General features: G+C 48.3%; 13 protein-coding genes. 10 read left to right on the top strand and 3 right to left on the bottom strand.

Annotated elements, in window-relative coordinates; all coding sequences use genetic code 11:
* Nucleotides 1-247: 247 nt before the first annotated feature.
* The 7 genes from AC1XTG_RS12315 (at nucleotide 248) to AC1XTG_RS12285 (ending at nucleotide 13,217) form a co-directional block, all read left to right on the top strand.
* Entirely contained in the window at nucleotides 248-3,739 is a 3,492-nt protein-coding gene (locus AC1XTG_RS12315) for a SusC/RagA family TonB-linked outer membrane protein (RefSeq protein WP_484842209.1), read from the top strand.
* Between the two features lie 43 nt (nucleotides 3,740-3,782).
* Complete coding sequence (locus AC1XTG_RS12310) at nucleotides 3,783-5,384, top strand: RagB/SusD family nutrient uptake outer membrane protein (protein ID WP_056281928.1); 1,602 nt, start codon at nucleotides 3,783-3,785, stop codon at nucleotides 5,382-5,384.
* 104 nt (nucleotides 5,385-5,488) lie between these two features.
* Nucleotides 5,489-8,185 carry a PQQ-dependent sugar dehydrogenase gene (locus tag AC1XTG_RS12305; RefSeq protein ID WP_484842208.1) on the top strand — a complete coding sequence of 899 codons (2,697 nt, stop codon included), beginning with the start codon at nucleotides 5,489-5,491 and terminating at the stop codon, nucleotides 8,183-8,185.
* Complete coding sequence (locus AC1XTG_RS12300) at nucleotides 8,175-9,188, top strand: Gfo/Idh/MocA family protein (RefSeq protein ID WP_484842207.1); 1,014 nt, start codon at nucleotides 8,175-8,177, stop codon at nucleotides 9,186-9,188. Before AC1XTG_RS12305 ends, AC1XTG_RS12300 begins: the two co-directional genes overlap by 11 nt.
* A gap of 56 nt (nucleotides 9,189-9,244) precedes the next feature.
* A complete protein-coding gene (locus AC1XTG_RS12295) occupies nucleotides 9,245-10,465 on the top strand; it encodes a sugar MFS transporter (RefSeq protein WP_484842206.1) in 1,221 nt (406 codons plus the stop codon).
* A gap of 7 nt (nucleotides 10,466-10,472) precedes the next feature.
* Nucleotides 10,473-11,678 (top strand): ROK family transcriptional regulator, encoded by a 1,206-nt coding sequence (locus tag AC1XTG_RS12290; protein ID WP_484842205.1) that lies wholly within the window; start codon nucleotides 10,473-10,475, stop codon nucleotides 11,676-11,678.
* Nucleotides 11,679-11,795: 117 nt separating this feature from the next.
* Nucleotides 11,796-13,217 carry a serine hydrolase domain-containing protein gene (locus AC1XTG_RS12285; protein WP_484842204.1) on the top strand — a complete coding sequence of 474 codons (1,422 nt, stop codon included), beginning with the start codon at nucleotides 11,796-11,798 and terminating at the stop codon, nucleotides 13,215-13,217.
* Nucleotides 13,218-13,273: 56 nt separating this feature from the next.
* Here AC1XTG_RS12285 and AC1XTG_RS12280 read toward each other — a convergent pair whose 3' ends face one another.
* Nucleotides 13,274-13,975: a low molecular weight phosphatase family protein gene (locus tag AC1XTG_RS12280; protein ID WP_056281941.1), complete on the bottom strand. Its 702-nt coding sequence runs from the start codon at nucleotides 13,973-13,975 to the stop codon at nucleotides 13,274-13,276.
* Between the two features lie 106 nt (nucleotides 13,976-14,081).
* Here AC1XTG_RS12280 and AC1XTG_RS12275 point away from each other — a divergent pair, with 106 nt between their 5' ends.
* From AC1XTG_RS12275 to AC1XTG_RS12265, 3 genes are all read left to right on the top strand, one after another.
* Nucleotides 14,082-14,414, top strand: a complete 333-nt coding sequence (locus AC1XTG_RS12275) for an ArsR/SmtB family transcription factor (RefSeq protein WP_056281942.1) — start codon at nucleotides 14,082-14,084, stop codon at nucleotides 14,412-14,414.
* A 56-nt stretch (nucleotides 14,415-14,470) separates the two neighbouring features.
* Nucleotides 14,471-15,043 (top strand): DUF6428 family protein, encoded by a 573-nt coding sequence (locus AC1XTG_RS12270; RefSeq protein WP_056281945.1) that lies wholly within the window; start codon nucleotides 14,471-14,473, stop codon nucleotides 15,041-15,043.
* 126 nt (nucleotides 15,044-15,169) lie between these two features.
* Nucleotides 15,170-15,928 carry a GntR family transcriptional regulator gene (locus tag AC1XTG_RS12265; protein ID WP_200942740.1) on the top strand — a complete coding sequence of 253 codons (759 nt, stop codon included), beginning with the start codon at nucleotides 15,170-15,172 and terminating at the stop codon, nucleotides 15,926-15,928.
* On the opposite strand, the gene AC1XTG_RS12260 is transcribed toward AC1XTG_RS12265, so the two are convergent.
* A complete protein-coding gene (locus AC1XTG_RS12260; RefSeq protein ID WP_484842203.1) occupies nucleotides 15,919-16,620 on the bottom strand; it encodes an SGNH/GDSL hydrolase family protein in 702 nt (233 codons plus the stop codon). The two genes, AC1XTG_RS12265 and AC1XTG_RS12260, sit on opposite strands and share 10 nt — an antisense overlap.
* Nucleotides 16,617-19,442, bottom strand: coding sequence for a glycosyl hydrolase (locus AC1XTG_RS12255; protein WP_484842202.1), 2,826 nt, complete (start codon nucleotides 19,440-19,442; stop codon nucleotides 16,617-16,619). Before AC1XTG_RS12255 ends, AC1XTG_RS12260 begins: the two co-directional genes overlap by 4 nt.

Raw genomic sequence — 19,442 nt, 5'->3', positions numbered from 1 at the left:
CTGTGCACTTTGATTTAATAAAATAGATTATTAATTAGTAAATTATTTGTATTTTAAAATATAAACTGTTGATTTAAAGGCAAGTTGAATTGTGTGGGCAAGTTGAAGTATTGCCATTTCATAAAATTTTCAATCCGAAATGGCGGTAAGGCGAAGGAAATGTTACTATACAATCACAATGCAGAATTAAATGCTTGTGATCCAATCATTTCCTTACTTAAACAAAACCCTTTTGCAGCCTTTGCCTATGAAACGATTAATTATTACACTCAAACTTTTTGCGCTTTGCAGTTGCTTCCTGGCACAGGCAACCGCGCAGTCCATTGCACTTTCGCGGGTGGACAAAGTCACTGCTCCCAAAAGCGACGTGGAGCAAGCTGTCACGCTGGAAAGTAAGCTGCGGGACCTCGAAAAGCAGTTTAATGTATCCTTTCTTTACAATTCCGGGTACGTGGCCGGCATCAAAATCAAGGATTCAGGAAAAGCATCGTCCCTTGAATCTTACCTAAAAAGAATCCTGGAACCCAACAAGCTGGCATTCCGGAAATTGAGGGACAACTTCTATGTGATCTACACCAAAGAAGAGATCGAAGACAGGGAAGGGCAGAAGTCACAAAAAGATCAGAACACATCGGGTATTCAGCGTTCGCAAGCAAATGCGCTCGCTTCTGCTACCAATGTCAATCCGGCTGCATTGACGGTTTCAGGCGTTGTTGCGGATGCGGTTACTGGAGAGCCGCTACCCGGAGCAAGTATCATTATCAAAAATACAAGCAACGGAACAACCACCGATAACACAGGTCACTATACGTTGTCCAATGTACCTGAGGATGGTACGCTGGTTTTCTCTTTCATCGGTTACCTCTCGTCTGAACTTCCGGTCGATGGAAGATCGGTTATTGACATGAAGCTGTCGGCTGATTCGAAGGCACTTTCGGAAGTGGTCGTGGTAGGTTACGGTTCTGTTTCCAAGAAAGATGTTACCGGTGCAGTCTCCTCTGTGGGCGGAAGCGAAATCCAGAACATGCCGCTTCGCACCGCATCTGATGCATTGCAGGGCAAAGCGGCCGGAGTAATGGTGACGCAGAGCAGTGGTAGTCCGGGATCTGCCGGCGTGGTGCGGATCCGCGGTATTGGTTCGATCAATAATTCAAATGAGCCTTTGTACATCGTTGATGGTCTTCCGCAAAGCGGGATCGGCTGGCTTAACCCGAATGATATCGAGACGATGGATATTCACAAGGATGCTTCGGCTGCTGCTATTTACGGATCACGTGCTTCAAATGGATTGGTGATTATCACCACCAAAAGAGGTACCAAATCTGAATCTGTGAATGTTTCATTTGACAGCTATTACGGGCTGCAATCGCCTTGGAAACGCCCTCACATGCTGAATGCAGAGGAGTTTATCACATACAAAAACCGCGCTGCCGAGGCAGTGGGCGTCACTCCGCCGATTTCTCCTTCCATGAAGGAACAGGCGCTGGCATTTGTGCGCGCCAATACCGGACAGGAAGGTACCGACTGGTGGAAATACATCACACAGAAAAACGCGCCGGTGCAGAGCTACAACATTACTGTATCGGGTGGAAGCAGGAAAGTGGATTTTGCTTCATCGGTAGGTTACATGGATCAGAAGGGGATTGTGCGCGGGTCCGACTATCGCCGTATTTCGTGGCGAAATAATGTGAATGCTGATATTAATGAGCGTGTGCGGCTTGGAAGCAACATAGCTGTCGTATACGAAAGCCGTCGGAATATCGACGAGAACAATCCATTCTCCGGTACCATATTCAGCGCGATGACTGCCGATCCGATCACGCCGGTTTACCGGGATAACCTTACCAATATCCCTTCTTTTTACCAGACGATCATGCAGAATTACGATGCGAGCAATGCATTTTCAAAGTATGCAGGTGTACTCTATTCTAACAAGCCAAACCCGGTTGGTCAGATCGAAAGAATGCGCCAGAGTATCTGGGAAGGAATCAGTTTAAAAGGTGGTGCCAATCTGGAAGTGAAGATCATCGAGCCCCTCAAATTCAGAAGTAATTTCGGTTTGGATATCAACCGTGCATTGTCGAATGGATTTACGCCGCAATACTATCTCAATGGATATGATTACAGTAACTTCAACACGGTGAGCAATTATTCGTATTGGTCCAATTACTTTGTCTGGGAAAATACGCTGGCTTTTGATCAGGTGTGGGGCCAGCACCGCGTGAATGCGCTGGTGGGTACATCGGCGGAGCAAACAAAAGGACTTGAATATGGTGCATCCAAGCAAGGTGTCGTGAACAACGATCCTGATATGCGGATCATCAACTCCGCTACCATCAACCCGGCTGCCTCAGGTTATACTTACTCGAATGCACTAAATTCATTCTTCGGAAGGGTAAGCTATTCGTACGGAGGCCGCTACGTTCTGACAGCCAATGTGCGCCGCGACGGGACTTCACGCTTTGCAAAAGATTACCGCTGGGGCACTTTCCCCTCCGTTTCCGCCGCATGGAACTTTACTCAGGAAAGCTTCATCAAAGACGCCGCTCCGAAATGGCTGACGAGCGGAAAGCTGCGGGCGAGCTATGGTATGATAGGAAACCAGAATGTATCTAACGGTGCGTATCTATCGACTTATGGAAACAATGGGCGCTATCTTTTTGGAAATAATACAACGGCTTACCTGGGTGCAGGCCGGAGCAGCATTGGAAATGCTATGCTGCAATGGGAAACCTCCACGCAGACTGATCTGGGTTTAGATCTTGCATTCCTGGATGGTAAGCTCAATTTCACTGCCGATTATTTTAATAAGGCAATCGATAACATGCTGCTCATTGTCCCGTTGCCGACCACGCTGGGATATCCCAACTCGCCTTGGTCGAATGCAGGTAAAATGGTGAACAAAGGCTGGGAATTTGCAGTTGGATACGACAATGCGGTTGGTGATTTTCAGTATGGCATTAAGGCGACTTTCTCGACTTTTACCAATAAAGTGACTACACTGGGCGGCGGCGAGCCGATCTATTCCACAGCCCACCTGGGTGAAACGATCAGCAAAACAGAAGAAGGAATGCCAGTAGGTTATTACCTGGGCTGGCTGACCGACGGGATTTTCCAAACACAGGACGAGGTAAATGCAAGTCCGCAAAAAGGGCTTTCTTCCCCCGGCGACATCCGTTTCCGCAACATCAATGGTGACAACATTCTGAATGCTGACGACCGCACGAAAATCGGGAACCCCTGGCCGGATTTCATTTATGGTTTTACGGTGAATGCAGCTTACAAAGGATTTGATCTGAGCGCATTCATCCAGGGCTCGCAGGGAAACGACGTCATGAACATCCTGCGTTACGACACCGAGGCCGGAACAGGCTGGTACAATGCACCGAAAGGTTTTCTTGAAAAAGCTTGGAATGGTCCGGGTAGCACAAACGAGTATTATAAAATCTCGCAGAATGCAGGTCTTAACACGAATGTGTCCTCTTATTTTGTGGAAGACGGATCTTACATGCGGATGAAAAACATCCAGCTGGGTTACAGCCTTCCGGCCGGTCTTTTACAAAAGGTTAAGACCAAGCAGGTGCGGTTGTATGTAGGCGCTCAAAACCTTTTTACCATCACCAAATACAGCGGACTTGATCCTGAAATGGGATCGACAGACCCTAAGCTGATGGGTATCGACCAGGGGTATTTCCCTCAGGCGCGCACCTGGATGTTTGGTATCAATGCGAAATTTTAAATAAATCCACTCTCGAAAATATTCTTAAAACAGGAATAAAAATATGAAAAAATTATCATTCATGATGCTTGTATGGTGCCTGGTTATGACCGGCACATCCTGCTCCGATGAGTTTTTAGACCGTACCCCGCCGGGTAATTTGACTGACGAAACATTTTACAAATCACCAGATGCCGGTTTTAAATCACTGATCACCTGTTACCGCGGATTTTACGATTTCTGGGGTTATGAGGCTGCGCGTGCCGAATTGGGCAATATGACCACCGACGACAGCGACAAAGGCGGCTCGGATGCAGGTGACCGTCCGTTCGTAACCGACCTCGGTTTTGGCCGCGCGATCGCATCCAATGAAACGCTTACGGGTTACTGGACAGCACGTTACAATGCGATCGGAAATTGCAATGTGGCATTGGAAAAATTACCCGCAGCGGATCTGATCGATGCGAGCGGAGCGCCGCTGGACGAGACCCTGAAAAACCGCTATCTCGACGAAATCCGCTTTTTAAGAGCGATGTTTTACTTTGAGCTGGCCGAAGTTTTCGGGGGCGTGCCTTTGGTGACAAAAACGCTCACCGTGGATGACCGCACGAAACTGAACCGCGCTTCAAGCAAAGAAATATTTGCATTCATCGAATCGGAACTGCTGGCAGTTAGCAGTGATCCTGCCATGCTCTCGGCCACGAGCATTCAGCCTGGCGAGATCGGGAGAGCGACGAGGGAAGCGGCGCTGGCATTGTTGGCACGGACTTATCTGTTTTTTGCCAAAGATGATGTTGCATTATATGCAAAAGCCCGTGACGCAGCCAAGAAAGTAATCGACTCCAAGGCATTTGCGCTGCATCCGCAATTCCAGGAAATTTTTCTGGAACATGGTTACAAGACCAAAGAAGCCGTGTTTTCCATTATCATGGGCGATGATCCCGCTATTCCTATTTACGGCAGTACAACTCCTGTATATTGCTCGCCGCGCGGGGCAACAGGTGGCTGGGGCTTTGATATGCCTACGCAGGACCTGGTAAATGAGTTTGAGCCGGGTGATCCGCGTTTACTCTTCACCGTAATCCAGCCGGGTGATGTGTTCCCAAAAGTAAACGGAACGAAAGAAGTCCTGGATTTTTCTACTTACCCTAACACAGGTTACCACAACAGGAAAGTGTACCTCCCCGAAGTACGGCGTGGTCAGGGCTGGGGAAATGACGCGTGGACTTACCATCCGATCCGCTATGCCGATGTGCTGCTGATGTATGCAGAAGCGTTGATTGAAAGCGGAGGCAGCAAAGCCGAAGCCGCAGATTATATCAACCAGGTTCGCAAGCGCGCTTCGGGCAGCATGAGAAAAGATGTGGAAGCCGTGTCAAGGGTTACGAGCATTGCCGAGAAAGCTTTGCCCGATGTGAAGGCAACCGACGATCTGCGCAAGGCGGTCCGCCACGAACGGCGCGTAGAACTTGCTATGGAATACCACCGTTTGTTTGACCTTATCCGGTGGAATTCATTGGTAGAAACCATGAAGACCTATTCTCAGAAACCTGCGTCCAACGGCAAGGGGAATAATTTTACTGCGGGGAAAAATGAAGTCTTCCCTGTTCCGCAAATTGAGATAGACAGATCAGGCGGATCTATCACCCAAAATCCTAATTATTAAAGATTACAGACTTGCCACATTAAAGATGTGGCAAGTCTGTGTTTCTACATTGTAAATTAGTCCGACGTATCTGACTGATCAGTAACATACCTAATATGTTTCAAGTGAAAAAAATCTTGTATTTGAGCGGGCTGCTGTCTATCGGCCTGTTAAGCATTGCCTCCGCTCCGAAAAAGGAACAGCCGCTGTTCAGGGCTGTTGATCCCCGGCAATCTGTTCCGGTCAATGTGCCGGATTCGAGCCGGTTTACCTACACAACGATTGTCTCGGGCTTAGATGAGCCTATGGAAATGGCCATTTTACCAAATTACGACATTGTTGTGGCGGAGAGGAAAGGCGGCGTCCGCTACTTTGATAACAAGACCAAGGAACTCTCGACCATCTCTCAGTTCAATGTTTTCAGTGGCATTGAGGACGGTTTACTCGGGGTAGCCGCAGATCCTGATTTCAAGAATAACAACTGGATCTACTTCTACTACGGCGTCGGCGGCGACAGGCACGTCAGTCAGTTAACGCGCTTTGAACTGAAAGGCCGTAAGCTGATCCAGGAGTCTAAAAAGGTGCTGCTCGAAGTGCCAACTCAGCGACAATATTGCTGCCATTCAGCCGGTTACCTCACCTTCGACTCAGCCGGATTTTTATATTTGTCAATTGGCGACAATACCAATGCAGAAGAGATAGAAGGACATAACCCGATAGATGAAAGACCGGGAAGGGAATTGGCGGACGATCAGGCATCGACGGCTAACAGCAATGATTTTCGGGGGAAAATATTGCGGATCAAGCCGGAGGCGGATGGAACTTACAGTATTCCTGACGGTAATTTATTTCCAAAAGACGGTTCACTCGGCAAGCCCGAAATTTTTGCAATGGGGGTGAGAAATCCATTCAGAATGTCGGTAGACCCTAAAACCAAGTACGTGTACTGGGGAGATGTGGGCCCGGACACCGAAGTGCCGGCCAGTGAAGGGAAGCTGAGCTATGACGAGATTAATCAGGCACGCAAGCCGGGCTTTTTCGGATATCCCTATTTCCTCGGTGATAACGAGGTTTTCCCGGACTATGATTTTGAAACTAAAAAAGAAGGCCCCGGAAAAGATCCGAAACGCCCGATCAATGATTCGCCGAATAATACGGGCGTGAAAGAGCTGCCAGCCGCGCAGCCTGCATTCATCTGGTACGGAAAAGGCCCTTCGAAAAAGTGGCCGCTGGTGGAAAAAGGAGGAGCGAGCGCCATGGCTGGCCCGGTGTATTACAGTGATCTTTACCCCAATGCGCCCTACAAATTGCCCGAATATTACAGCGGGAAGCTATTTATCTACGATTGGATCAGGAAGTGGATTATGGCTGTCACAATGGATAAAGAGGGGAATTATGTAAGTATGGAGCCTTTTCTGCCTCAACTGAAAGTGGTGGCGCCCATGGACATGCAGATCGCCCCGGATGGTGCCGTTTACCTGCTGGCTTATGGTACCAACTGGTTTGCAAGAAACACCGATTCTGGGATCATCAGGGTTGAATATTCGGAAGGTAACCGCAATCCGGTTGCTTCATTGAAAATCGACAAGACCATAGGAGCGGCCCCGCTTACTGTTGCGTTGTCGGCCAAAGATTCAAAAGACTTTGACGCGGGTGACAAGCTTTCCTATTCCTGGAAAATCGGTGGTAAAACTGCTGCCGGCAAAGAGTTGAAGCACACATTCAGTAAGCCCGGAACTTACAATGTAGTATTAACCGTGTCCGACCAGAATGGGGGCAAAGGAACAGCCACCACGCAGGTAAAAGTAGGGAATACGCCTCCCGACGTGACGATAGCAACAAACGCAAACCGCACCTTTTACTGGGATAATTCAGCATTTGACTACCAGGTAAAAGTGAGCGATAAGGAAGACGGGAAGGTTGATCAGCAGCGTGTAAAAGTGAGCTTCAATTACCTGCTTTACGGAAAAGACCTAGCAGGCGCCCTGACCTCCGACGGGGAAACTGATCTCCGTTATGCAAGCACCGCTAAGCTGTACGCTTCGCTGGACTGCAAAGCTTGTCACACACCTGATACCAAATCAATCGGGCCTGCATTGAAGGAAATCGCTAAAAGATACGCAGGCAAAGAAGGTGCCGATGCGCTTCTCGCCCGCAAGATTATCACCGGAGGAAGTGGTAACTGGGGATCGTATCCCATGCCGCCGCACGCAGATTTATCAGAAACGAATGCCAAGGAAATAGCGGGCTATATCTTATCAATGGGGCAGGCAACGCAGAAAACGCCTTTGTCGAACAGCATGAAGCTTACGGAGCACATTGGGAAAGGAAACGAAGGCGCCTACGTTTTGCATGCGTCGTATGCAGATAAAGGTGCAAACGGCATTGAATCCCTGAAAACCGCCAGCCATATTGTACTTAAAAACCCGCTGATCCAGCTGGAAGATTACCACGAAGGCAATGTGAATGTAGTAATCGCCACGAGGAACACGGGATATATTTCGTACATCGCTCACATTACCGATGGTAAGTACACCCGTTTCAATGCCATCGATCTAAACCACGTCAAGGCGATCCGGTTCCGCATTCAGGAGCAGGGAGTCGGCGGGACTATCGAAGTTCGGCAGGGTTCTAAGGATGGTTTGCTACTGGGAAGCTTGAAAGTGCCGGAGGGGAAAGTTGCAGATCCGAAGACGGATTGGAAAGAATTAGTAATGCCCGTTACCTCGTCCAAAGGGGTTCACGATCTGTTCTTTGTTTTTAAAAATGAAAACAAAAAAGGTCCGCTGTTCCATATTGACTGGATGTATTTTGAAAATTGACCCTTACCCGAAAACAGATATGATGAACAGGCGCAAATTCATTTGCAATACCGCAATTTCAGCAACAGGAATGATCATCGCCAGCAAAGCGATGGCTTTGGGAAGCGACTTTAACGCAGCCGCAGGAAAACGGATCGGGATCATTGGATTGGATACCAGTCACAGTGAAGTATTTACCCGGATGATCAATGCGGGCGGGGTTGATATGAATGGATACAAAGTAGTGGCAGCTTACCCGCACGGCAGCAAAGACATTGCATCGGCGTTGAAAATGAAGCCTGACGTGATTAATGCAGTGAAAAGCCTGGGCGTGGAAATCGTGGATTCCATTGAAGAGCTGCTCACAAAAGCCGACGTGATTTTACTAGAAAGCAACGACGGAAGGCCCCATTTGGAACAAGCTCTGCCCGTTTTTAAGGCCGGTAAAAGGATTTTTATTGACAAACCCATTGCTCCCTCCCTGGAAGGTGCAAAATCCATATTCAAGGCTGCCGCACAATACAATACGCCCGTTTTCACTTCTTCCGCGCTTCGTTTCGATGCGAGCGTACAGAAAGTAGCGGGCGGTTCGATCGGCAGCGTAACCGGTGCCGACGTGTACACTCCCGCAGAAATTGACAAAAACCATAGCGACCTCGCCTGGTATGCCATTCATGGTGTCGAAATGCTTTTTACGGTCATGGGGCCGGGGTGCAAAAGTGTAAGCAGAACATACCAGCAGGGTACAGACCTCACAGTGGGAGTTTGGCAGGATGGCAGGATCGGCACAGTAAGGGGAATAAGGAAGGGTTCGGCCAATATAGCAGGCACTGCCTTCGGCGAAAAGGGTATTGCAGCCCTGGGGCCATTTGCCACTTACGAGCCGCTTGTGAAGGAGATCATCGCATTCTTCGATACCGGAAAGCCGCCGGTGGAAGCCAGTCAAACGCTCGAAATTTTCAGTTTTATCCAGGCTGCGGACCAGAGCAGAAAAAGCAACGGGAAAGTTATCCTGTTGTCATAAATTCAAATGCTGGCATAACGTAAGATCTATAAAGAGCAATTACCTTAAAGCCTGCTATGGCGCAAATTCCTTTATCCTCCACTTACTCAGGCGCAGACAGCGGTCAACAAAACTATGTGCCCGCACTTGCTGCATTGGGTGTGCTGTACTTTATGCTGGGGCTGATTACCTGTTTGAACGACACGCTGGTGCCTTTCTTCAAAAACAGTTTCAGCCTCACCTATACGCAGTCGGCATTGGTGCAGTTTTACTTCTTTTTTACCTACGGAATTGTGTCCATTCCTGCGGGTTCATTGGTGGAGAAATTTGGCTATAAACGCAGTATGGTGTTGGGCTTTCTGGTTGCGGCGTCCGGTACATTCCTGTTTTTTCCGGCGTCGATCATGCACCATTATAACCTGTTCCTGGCTGCATTGTTTGTACTGGCGATCGGGATTGTGATTCTGCAGGTAGCGGCCAATCCTTACATCAGCATACTCGGCCCGGCTCAGACAGCTTCTTCCAGACTGACCCTCATTCAGGGAATAGGTTCGCTGGGCACCACCATCGCCCCGCTTCTTGGCTCCTGGCTGATCCTCGATCCGGCTACCTCGGGTTCGCAAACCAGTGACGCGGTGCGCTTGCCTTACCTGGGTATTACCGCATTGTTGGTTCTCATTGCTACTATTGTTTCTCGTCTGCGCTTGCCCGACCTGCGGTCACGTCCCGATCAGGTAAAGGAAACCGGCTCAGTCTTCCGCTTCCGCAACCTCAAATTCGGAGTGATCGCCTTGTTCTGTTACGTCGGCGCCGAAGTCTCAATCGGCTCTTTTCTGACCAATTACATTGTAGATACCCTGGCGGTCAGCGAGAAGCTGGCCAACAGCTTTGTCGCATTTTATTGGGGAGGTATGCTGGTAGGCCGGTTTTTAGGCGCCGGGTTGCTAAAATTTATGAGACCGTCGCTAGTCCTGGCGATTTGCGCCTTATCGGCCTTTTTATTGATCCTGATTTCCATTAACACCGCAGGGTACCTGGCAGTCTGGACGATGATCGCGGTGGGTCTGTTTAACTCCGTGATGTTTGCGACGATCTTTTCAATGTCACTTTCGGGCGTAGAGAGCTATGCGACAAAAGCGTCCGGCTGGCTTTCCACAGCTATTGTCGGAGGAGCTGTGGTGTCTTTTGCGCAGGGTTGGCTGATTGATCATTATAGCTGGGGGATCGCATTTATCCTGCCTTTGATCTGTTATTCTTATGTACTGTTCTTTGGTTTGAGCGGACACAAGCAAATGTAAATACCTTATGAGCAGACCTCTCAATGTGACGGCTAACAGCAAGATTAAAGACCCGGGACGTATCATTCTCGGTTACCTCGCCAACAATGGCGGCATGACTTTGCCGGAACTTGGGAAGCATATCAATGTGAGCGTTCCGAAAGTGACGACACTTGTGAATGAACTGAAAAAAGATGGTCTCGTACAGGACTATGGCAAGATCGATTCTTCAAGCGGTCGCAAACCTACACTCTACGGAGTAGCCCCCGACGCGGCTTATTTCTTGGGAGTAGATGTAAAGCAAAGCTATATCAGTTTGGGTCTGTCGGACCTCGATAAAACCCTGGTAAAGAACTCCGGTAAGATTCCCTACAATTTAGAGAACACCGTTGCATCCCGCGACGCCCTGTGCGATCATATCCTTACATTCATTCAGGAGCTTTCCATTGATAAAAACAAGATCCAGGGTGTAGGGATCAACCTTTCCGGGCGCGTCAATTACAAAACGGGCCATAGTTACAGCTACTTCAATTTTGACGAGCGGCCGCTGAGCAAGATCGTGGAAGAGAAGATTGGGTACCCGGTTTACCTCGAAAACGATTCCCGCGCAATGGCTTTCGGCGAGTTCTGTATGGGCGCGGTGGAAGGTGAAAAAGACGTATTGTTTTTAAACCTGGATTATGGAATTGCGGTCGGGATTTTAATGGATGGCCAGCTCTATTATGGCAAGTCGGGCTATGCGGGCGAATTCGGGCACATGCCTATTTTTGATAACGAATTTATTTGTCGGTGTGGCAAAAAAGGCTGCCTTGAAACCCAGGCATCCGGCTGGGCGCTGGTACGTATGTTCCGCGAAAAGCTGCTGGAAGGATCATCCTCACTGATCACCTCGAAGGTTAGCAGTAATGCAGAAATAACCATGGAAGACATCATCGAAGCCGCGATAGCGGACGATGTACTCGCCATTGAGCTGATTGCAAGGTTGGGCGAAAACCTGGGTAGGGGAGTCGCATCGCTCATCAATGTCTTCAATCCCGAACTCGTTATCTTGGGCGGAAGTCTCATGGAAACAGGTGAGTACATCTGGTTACCCATCAAAACAGCGATCAATAAATATTCCCTCAGCCTGGTTAACAACGACACAAAGCTCACTATCTCGAAACTGGGCGAAAATGCCGGATTGCTAGGCGCCTGTTTGCTAGTAAGAAACAGATTTCTCGATCTTGCGGAGTAGTGGCGGGTTTCTGTTTTCAGAACAAACTCACAGAGTAAGTTTTGAGGAAAGCCGGGTTTATGTATGATGTCAATGCAGATTGACCTTCGTCAATAATTCTTGAAACCATACTGCTTCATGTTACGCCAGATACTGCAATGCCTTGTACTTGTTGCCTTGTTTGTAGGAAATGTACAAGGCCAGGACAAACAACCTCAATTTGCGGCATTGTTTGATTCTCTCAAAAACTTCAATGGATCCGTACTGATTTCGCATCAGGGCAAATTACTGTTTCAAAAAGCTTACGGCATTGCTGATCAATCCACAAACCGCCAGCTCACCACTGAATCGGTATTTGAACTGGCCTCGGTTTCGAAAGCTTTTACGGGTATTGGCATCATGCAGCTAAAAGAAAAAGGCTTGCTGTCTTATGACGATTCCTTACGTAAATTCTTTCCGGAACTGCCATATGCGGGTGTTTCGGTCAGACACCTTTTGGCAAACACATCTGGCATTCCGGACTTCCTGGGGTGGACAGAGGAGGAGATCAACGTCAATGCAAAAAACACGAATGCAGCAATTCTTGGCATTTTACCCAAAAAGTTTGCTGCTGTTGCATTCGCTCCGGGTTTGCGATTCCTGTATTCCAATACCAACTATGTACTGCTGGCAAGTATCATTGAAAAAGTATCCGGCTTGTCGTACGCGGAGTACATGAGAAAGCATATTTTCCTGCCTTGTGGAATGTCCAATACTGTGGTTTCACCGAGATATGCAGATAAGCTGCCGAAAGACTATGCATTCGATTATGCCTGGGATGGAAGTGAAAATCGCTTCTTACCTGCGGATAGCCTGAAACGGTATATCCACTATTTATCTGGAGTCACAGGCGCATTTGGCGTGATCAGTAATACGGCAGACCTGTACAAATGGTGCCGCGCGCTTAACACGAATTTGCTGGTGAGTGAAGCAACAAAAAAGGAGGCTCTTTCTCCTGTTAAACTCGCAAGTTCTGGTGAGACCGCCGGGTTGTACCCGGGACTTCCCTACGTTTTCGGGTGGCAGCTTTTGGAAGATCCTCCGGTGAGTGGAGATATGTTTTCCTCGGGAAATTATGGGGGGTATAGATCGCTGGTTGTCAACAAGGTATCGCAGGATCAGGTCGTCATCATTCTGTGCAATATGGGCGAAACCAGTGACGTGATTTCCCTTATGAATAGTGTGGAAGAAATCTTTGAAGGTGCTCCTGTTTCGCCGCCGGACGAGAAAGAAATGCGAAAAGGCATTAAGCTCTCGTCGGAGCAGATGCGGGCACTCCAAGGTACCTACACAACAAAGGATGGAACCTTTCCACCTATGAAAATCAGGTGTATCGGAAACAGATTGTATGCAAAGTTTGGTGAAACCATGGAGCAGAATATCTTTCCGGAATCTGCGGATACTTTCTTCGTAACCGGCACGGACGGGAAGGTAATATTTAACAGGAACAACCAGGGCGCAGTGATTTCTCTCTCACTGAATGGCGCCGGTATGAGTCAGACTTTCTTTTTGAATCAGTAACAAGGCCCCTCGATCATCGGGGGCATTGCAGGAGCTCCCGGGAGCTCAATCGCTAGTTACTTGCCAATTTTCGAGAACACGTACAACGTTTCCGTTGCAATCTGCCGGCAGCGCTCGTCGTATTTTGCTGTTTCCTGCGCTGTACCGTCGAATGCTTTCGGGTCGTCATACGGTATAGCAACGCGTTTTGAAGCGCCGTTGACAACCGGGCACGCTTCATCGGCCTGGGAGCATGTCATGATGGCGCAGAAATCTTTTTGAGGATTGGCGGCATCGTTATATTTCTTGGAAAACGCTTTTAAAGGCGCAGCGTCGGGCGCATAGCGAACGTCATAAATCGGGTTTTTACCATCAGCTGTTTTCGAAATCTCAAAGCCCGCCCGCTTGCAGGCGGCGACTGCTCTCTCGTTGAATGCGCTGATCTCCGTCCCGCCAGAGTACGTTTTTACATTCGGAATGCCATAGTAAGCAGCAGCAGTAGCTGCCCAGATCTGTCCGAAATGACTTCTTCTCGAATTGTGGGTGCAAATGTAAGTCAGTTCAACAGGCTGGTCCGCGGCAACCCGCTGCTGGATGAAAAGGGCGATTTTATCAAGCTCCGTGATCCGGTCAGCCGGGATTTCTGAAAAACCAGCTTTGGCTGTTTCAATGTATTTTGTGAGTGCGCTATTAAGCTTTTGCTTTTCGCTCAGATCGTTGGATTGCATGGTTGTGGCGAAGGTTAATAGTGTAATAATCGACAAATTGATCAGGTTCATGTCCGGTGTAGGTTATAAATCAATCGTAAATATACGATAGACTTGATCAGACTTAAAAATATTATCGTAATATTGCAATTAATAAAGTGAGCTTTATATTCGCATCATGGGAGCTACCAAAACCGAAGTATTCACCGAACAACAGAACCGCATTGCTGATCTGGCAAAAGCATTTTCACACCCGGCCAGGGTTGCGATCCTGCAGTTGCTGGTAGCAAGGAAAGCCTGCGTGTGCGGCGACCTGGTGGAAGAGCTGGATCTTGCGCAGGCAACAGTTTCCCAGCATTTGAAGGAATTAAAAAGGATAGGGATCATCCAGGGTGAAATCAATCCGCCGAGGGTATGCTATTGCATCAACCCGGTGGTATGGGAGGAAGCGCGGAAAACCTTCGGGTCGCTGCTGGACACTTTCGCTCTTACCAGTTCCTGCTGTAACTAGGCAGTCCCTTTTTTTAAGTATATCAATCGTAATATTACATTTAAATAACAGAAAACATGAGCCAGTCAGATCAAGAGTTACAAGCGCCGGTGACCTGGGGTAATTTCAAGAAGATACTCGAACAAAACCCCGATTTACACCTGCAATTCCAGTACGCAGAGGGCAAGTTTGTCGATAGTTCCTACCATATTACCGAGATAAAGCAGGCGCCGATTGTATCTGTGGATTGCGGCGGACAAATGAACAGCTGGACGGAAGTGATCGTGCAACTCTGGGAGCCTTCGGTAAAAGAAGCAGAGCGCTCCATGAAAGTGGGTAAGGCACTCAAAATTGTGAATCTCGTCGAAAAAACGCTGCCGCTGAATCCGAATGCAACGGTTAAGATCGAGTTTGGTAATTCCAGATTTGATACACGCCAGATGTATCCGGGTGAATTCAGGGTTGACAATGAAACCTTCACCGTTAACCTTGTCCCTGATTTTACCCAATGCAAGGCCCTCTCGCGTAACCAGAGCTGCGGTACTTCGTCAACGGATACATCCTGCTGCGGACCAGCGCCTGTGAAAGAGGAGCTGAAATTGGTTGAAAATGAAAGCGCAAGCTGCCGCCCCGGTTCAGGATGCTGCTAAGCCTGGTTACTTCCCGGATTAAAGTTGGTGTAGCGTGGAGTTCAAAGGACAATTACAAACGTAGTAGCCGTTAATTGTTTATTTTTAGCTTTTATTTGACACCATTTCTGTGGAATGAACCTGAACATGAGACCCAAGTTTCAAAGCATAAGCGATGCTGTAATAGAAAAGATCAAGTCTGGGGAATTGCAGCCTGGTGACAAGATCCCTTCTGAAAACGAGCTGATTAAGAACTTCAACGTCAGCAATACAACCGCTCGTAAAAGTCTGCTTGAGATTGAAAACAAAGGCTGGGCGAAACGCATTAAAGGGAAAGGGACCTTCGTACTGAACCGGACCGTAGACCATCACCTGATCCGCACATTAGGCTCCATTTACGCCACCCGCCGCGGCTTTCACGAAAGTCTGCTGGCAGAAGGATTTGAACCGCATAACCTGGTACTCGAAAAAACGGTACTGGAAGACGGTATCTCCTCCCAGATTGGCGGGAAGCATTTCATTATCGACGGGCCCGTTTTGAAGATCCACCAGCTGCGCTACGCTGACGATGAGATCATTAAAGACGAAATCAAATACATTTCACTGCGGTTATGCCCGAAGATCAACCGGATGCCGACGGAGATTTCCTATTTCAAAGTGTATGAAGATACTTATCGCCTGCGCATTGAGGAAGTGAAACAAACCCTTGGCGTGGAAATCATGGACCCGGATTCGGAGACCAACAATTTCGAGCTGAACCATTCCACGCCGATGTTCATCTTGGACAGTGCGGTGATTTGCAAGGGAGAAAAAATCGTGGAAATTGAGCGTTCCTACTATCGCGGCGACAAGTACAAATTTGCGATCAGCGCCAACCCGGACTACGAAAATCCTGATCAGAAATAGGGGAGCAGCTCTTTTACAATGAGCATGTGCCCGGCCTCATTCGGGTGATTTACCGAAGCCATTACTTCCTTCAACTTTCCTTGCCGGGCCACTTCTTTAAACTTCGCATTGGGATCCGCCAAACCTACCTGATGTTCGTTTGCGAGCGATTTGATCATTGCAATGTAAGGTTCCAGCGGATTGGCCGCATCGTTGATTTCAATGCGCTGGTCGGGCGAAGGAGTAAGTAAAATCACCTTGATCTTCTTTTCCAATGCAGCCTTAATCATCTTTTCCCAGGCTTCCTTCACTTTTGCAAGATCGGAAAACCGGTCGTTTAATGCATAATCGATAAAAAGCACATCGGGCTTGTGAACCAGCACGTCGCTCTCGAAACGCGTTTGCCCCTTGATCGAATTCTCACCACCGATCGCAGTCACAGTTACATTGATCACCGCATACGGATACTTTTCTTTCAGACTTTTCAGCATCAGGTTGGGGTAGGATTGCAGCGTGTTCACCTCGTGCCGGTCGCCATATCCCGCCGGTACCGAATGCCCGTGAAACACCAGGTTGATCATCCTGTTTTTAGGCCACTGAATGGTCAGTTCACGCTTGATGCTATCCAGGTACTTACCAGCCTCGGCAGCCTGGGAATATGCTGAAACGGGTATCGCTAAGCTCAAAAGGAACAGTGCAAATAACTTTTTCATGGTTGAACGGTCTGAATGGATACAATGGTAACTGGGCCGAGCAGACCCGATTTTTTCAATGGAACTTCTGCCCAGGGTGTGAGGTTTTTATTCGCTTTTACAACGTTGGTTTTGGTGAATTTCTCGCCGGTAACTGCATCGCCGGTCAGTCTGTTCGACCAGGTATTTGCGACCTCCACCCGCAATTTATTTTCACCATTGATGACAAAGTTCGTTATATCAAAACGGTGTGGTAATGTCCAGCTGATGCCCAATGGTTTGTCGTTCAGCCACACTTCTGCCACTTCACTCACCTGGCCCAGATCCAGATAAATGCGCTTTCCTTTCTCCGGCATCTTGAATGTGAATTCCTTAGCATAAGTCGCAATTCCTGAAAAATACTTGATGCCTTTCTGCTCCGCGTCCGGCCAGGAGATCCGTTCAGGAAACACTGCCTGAGCCGGAGCTCCCCACCTTTCCGGAAACGATAAATTCCATTCCCCTTTTATTTCCAGTTTTTCAGGTGTATGGGTGATGTTAATCCCTTTTTTACCCGTTTTCAATTGATGGTTTCCGGCTTCCAGGAAAGTCAGCTGATTACCCGCATAAGCTATCAGAGGAGGATTTGCGTTGCCGGATGTAATTTCGGTAAAATGTGGCCTGGCGGTTCCTTCCGTGAAAACGACAAAATAAGTCCCGAATGGAGGCAAAGTAAGTGGCATATGCATTTGTTTTCCGCGCTGTTCAAACACGCTCACCGCATGCACTTTCCCGGTAACCGGGTCCCAGATCTCAGGTACTTTGTTTTCCTGACGAAACGCGCATTGCCGCGAAACCCACGCATCGGTCGCATTTCTGATCAGATAAAAATCCTGTTTATCCCGCCGGTAATGAATGTAATCCAGCGTCCCTTTTTCCTGATCGTTATAAGCAAAATCGGGTGGAATATTCAATGCAGCCGGCACATTTTCATTCACGATCACGCCGCCTTGTTTTTTCAGCTTATCCAGTTTAGCCTGCGCTTCTGCGCCAACCGTCTTGCCCTTACCAATGGACAGAACCTTGTATCTACCCACGCCAGGCAGCACCCATTCCCCATTTTCGACAGTCAGGTCCCGGAGCAAAATTTCTGTATTCATGACCTCATAATCAAACCCATTACCGGCTTTGAAGACGACGTTTTTAGGTGGAACTAGATTCGGAATGTCGTCACCATAATAGTAAAGAACATCCGCCGCAAATTTCGCATTCTGAAAAATGTAAGAGATGCGGCTCAGGTAATCGTTAAATGGTTTGATTTTCGGCCACCACGTATTTCTATCATTGAAATGAGTACCGGCAAAATAAGCGATGCCCGGGTGACCCATCTCCTTCGGATTGTGCGGAAATCCGTGAATAACCAGTCGGTTCATCCCTTCGGAAAATGCGCGGTCCGCATGGGTTTTCAGGTCAGCCGGACCTTCCTGCCAGTCCAGATAACTCGTAAATGCCTCTTCCTCGGCAATGCCCAGCTTGTAAATATTTGCCGCCGCAGCAATTTCTTTTACCAGCCAAACCATGTCAACAATGCCTTCCTTGTCAAAATAAGGACGTTTGTACCAGAATTCCCCGCGAGGCACATCCAGCGAACCCAACGCTTTCAGGGTTTCTACCGGAATATGGTGCATATGTCCCGGCCCGCCTGCTTCTGATATGATCTTCAAACCATATCTGTTTGAAATCTCTTTGGCTTTTTTGTAATGATTGTGGATCATCAACTCCGAAAACGTCTCTAAAAAATCGGTATTAAATGCGTCCGCCGTTTTCTTTGCAAACAGTTTCTGGTCATAAATCGCAGGCAGAAATTTATAAATATCATAACCATTCATATGCTTGAAAGCTGCTGGCAATGAGGTCGTCCACGCAAACTCTTTGGCCTCATAACTTGCCAGGTACAGGTTTTTCAGGGCTGTTTTTGAAAAATCTCCAAGCAATGGTTTGAGCTTATTAATGAAATACATCAAGTGCATTTCCGTCGCCGTGGAGTCGAAATGATCGAGAATGGGCCCGGCAGAATTTTCCGAGGGACGGATCAGTTGTTCGCCCGAATTGGAGCAGATGTAGCGGTAAATATCCCAGTTTCCAGCCGGTGCTTTCCAACTGAGCATTTCCGTTTCTGCATTGTAAAATGCCGTCACATTCACAATTCCCGACGTATCCGCCAGGTTTTGCGCACCCGCCGGGACTGCAATCACAGCCACTTCCTGTCTGAAAACCGGCTTTCCGTCTTTTCCATATTCGATCAGCCGGGGCTTGCCCGTGCGGTCGGGTGTAATGGTGGGGAAAGGCAGACGAAGCTGCCCCGCTTCCTTGCGGCTGGCCGTTGTTTTTGAATAGTATAAAGTCTTGGAAGCAAACCTGGGTTCTACCCAGCTGCCACCCGCATTCCAGCTGCTGGCCAGGTTCAATCCCACTTCGAGCCCGAGCTTACCCGCCTCATTGATTGCAAATTGTATCATTTTCAACGAAGAGTCGCTCATAAATGCGGGACCGGCAGGAATAATGTGATTGGGATCGCTGGCAGGCGGCACACCAATTTCAAAGAGGTCGACGCCGCCCAATCCCGCATTTTTGACCGCCACCAATTCTTCTTTCAACCTTGCCTGATCGGTATACCCATTCAGCCACCACCAGTAAACCTTAGGACGCGCAGTACCTATCGGATTCGCAAACCCTTTTTTTAATTCGTGTTCAATTCGCGCATTCGTGGCATTACCTATCTGACCATAAGAAGGAATAGCACTAAGTATTCCCACAAACCAAAATGCGACAAAGAAATGACAGATAAGGGTTTTGAATCTCAT

This window comes from Dyadobacter sp. HNCC25DJ183 (genome assembly GCF_056895175.1).
The sequence above is the reverse complement of the archived record's forward strand: the minus strand, read 5'-3'. Positions and strand labels throughout refer to the sequence as shown.

What these genes read in the sequence shown, in the direction of transcription:
- AC1XTG_RS12315 (WP_484842209.1), top strand. Translation starts at nt 248, where the DNA reads ATGAAACGATTAATTATTACACTCAAACTTTTTGCGCTTTGCAGTTGC.
- AC1XTG_RS12265 (WP_200942740.1), top strand. Translation starts at nt 15,170, where the DNA reads ATGAGACCCAAGTTTCAAAGCATAAGCGATGCTGTAATAGAAAAGATC.
- AC1XTG_RS12275 (WP_056281942.1), top strand. Translation starts at nt 14,082, where the DNA reads ATGGGAGCTACCAAAACCGAAGTATTCACCGAACAACAGAACCGCATT.
- AC1XTG_RS12285 (WP_484842204.1), top strand. Translation starts at nt 11,796, where the DNA reads ATGTTACGCCAGATACTGCAATGCCTTGTACTTGTTGCCTTGTTTGTA.
- AC1XTG_RS12270 (WP_056281945.1), top strand. Translation starts at nt 14,471, where the DNA reads ATGAGCCAGTCAGATCAAGAGTTACAAGCGCCGGTGACCTGGGGTAAT.
- AC1XTG_RS12310 (WP_056281928.1), top strand. Translation starts at nt 3,783, where the DNA reads ATGAAAAAATTATCATTCATGATGCTTGTATGGTGCCTGGTTATGACC.
- AC1XTG_RS12260 (WP_484842203.1), bottom strand. Translation starts at nt 16,620, where the DNA reads ATGAAAAAGTTATTTGCACTGTTCCTTTTGAGCTTAGCGATACCCGTT.
- AC1XTG_RS12290 (WP_484842205.1), top strand. Translation starts at nt 10,473, where the DNA reads ATGAGCAGACCTCTCAATGTGACGGCTAACAGCAAGATTAAAGACCCG.
- AC1XTG_RS12280 (WP_056281941.1), bottom strand. Translation starts at nt 13,975, where the DNA reads ATGAACCTGATCAATTTGTCGATTATTACACTATTAACCTTCGCCACA.
- AC1XTG_RS12255 (WP_484842202.1), bottom strand. Translation starts at nt 19,442, where the DNA reads ATGAGATTCAAAACCCTTATCTGTCATTTCTTTGTCGCATTTTGGTTT.
- AC1XTG_RS12295 (WP_484842206.1), top strand. Translation starts at nt 9,245, where the DNA reads ATGGCGCAAATTCCTTTATCCTCCACTTACTCAGGCGCAGACAGCGGT.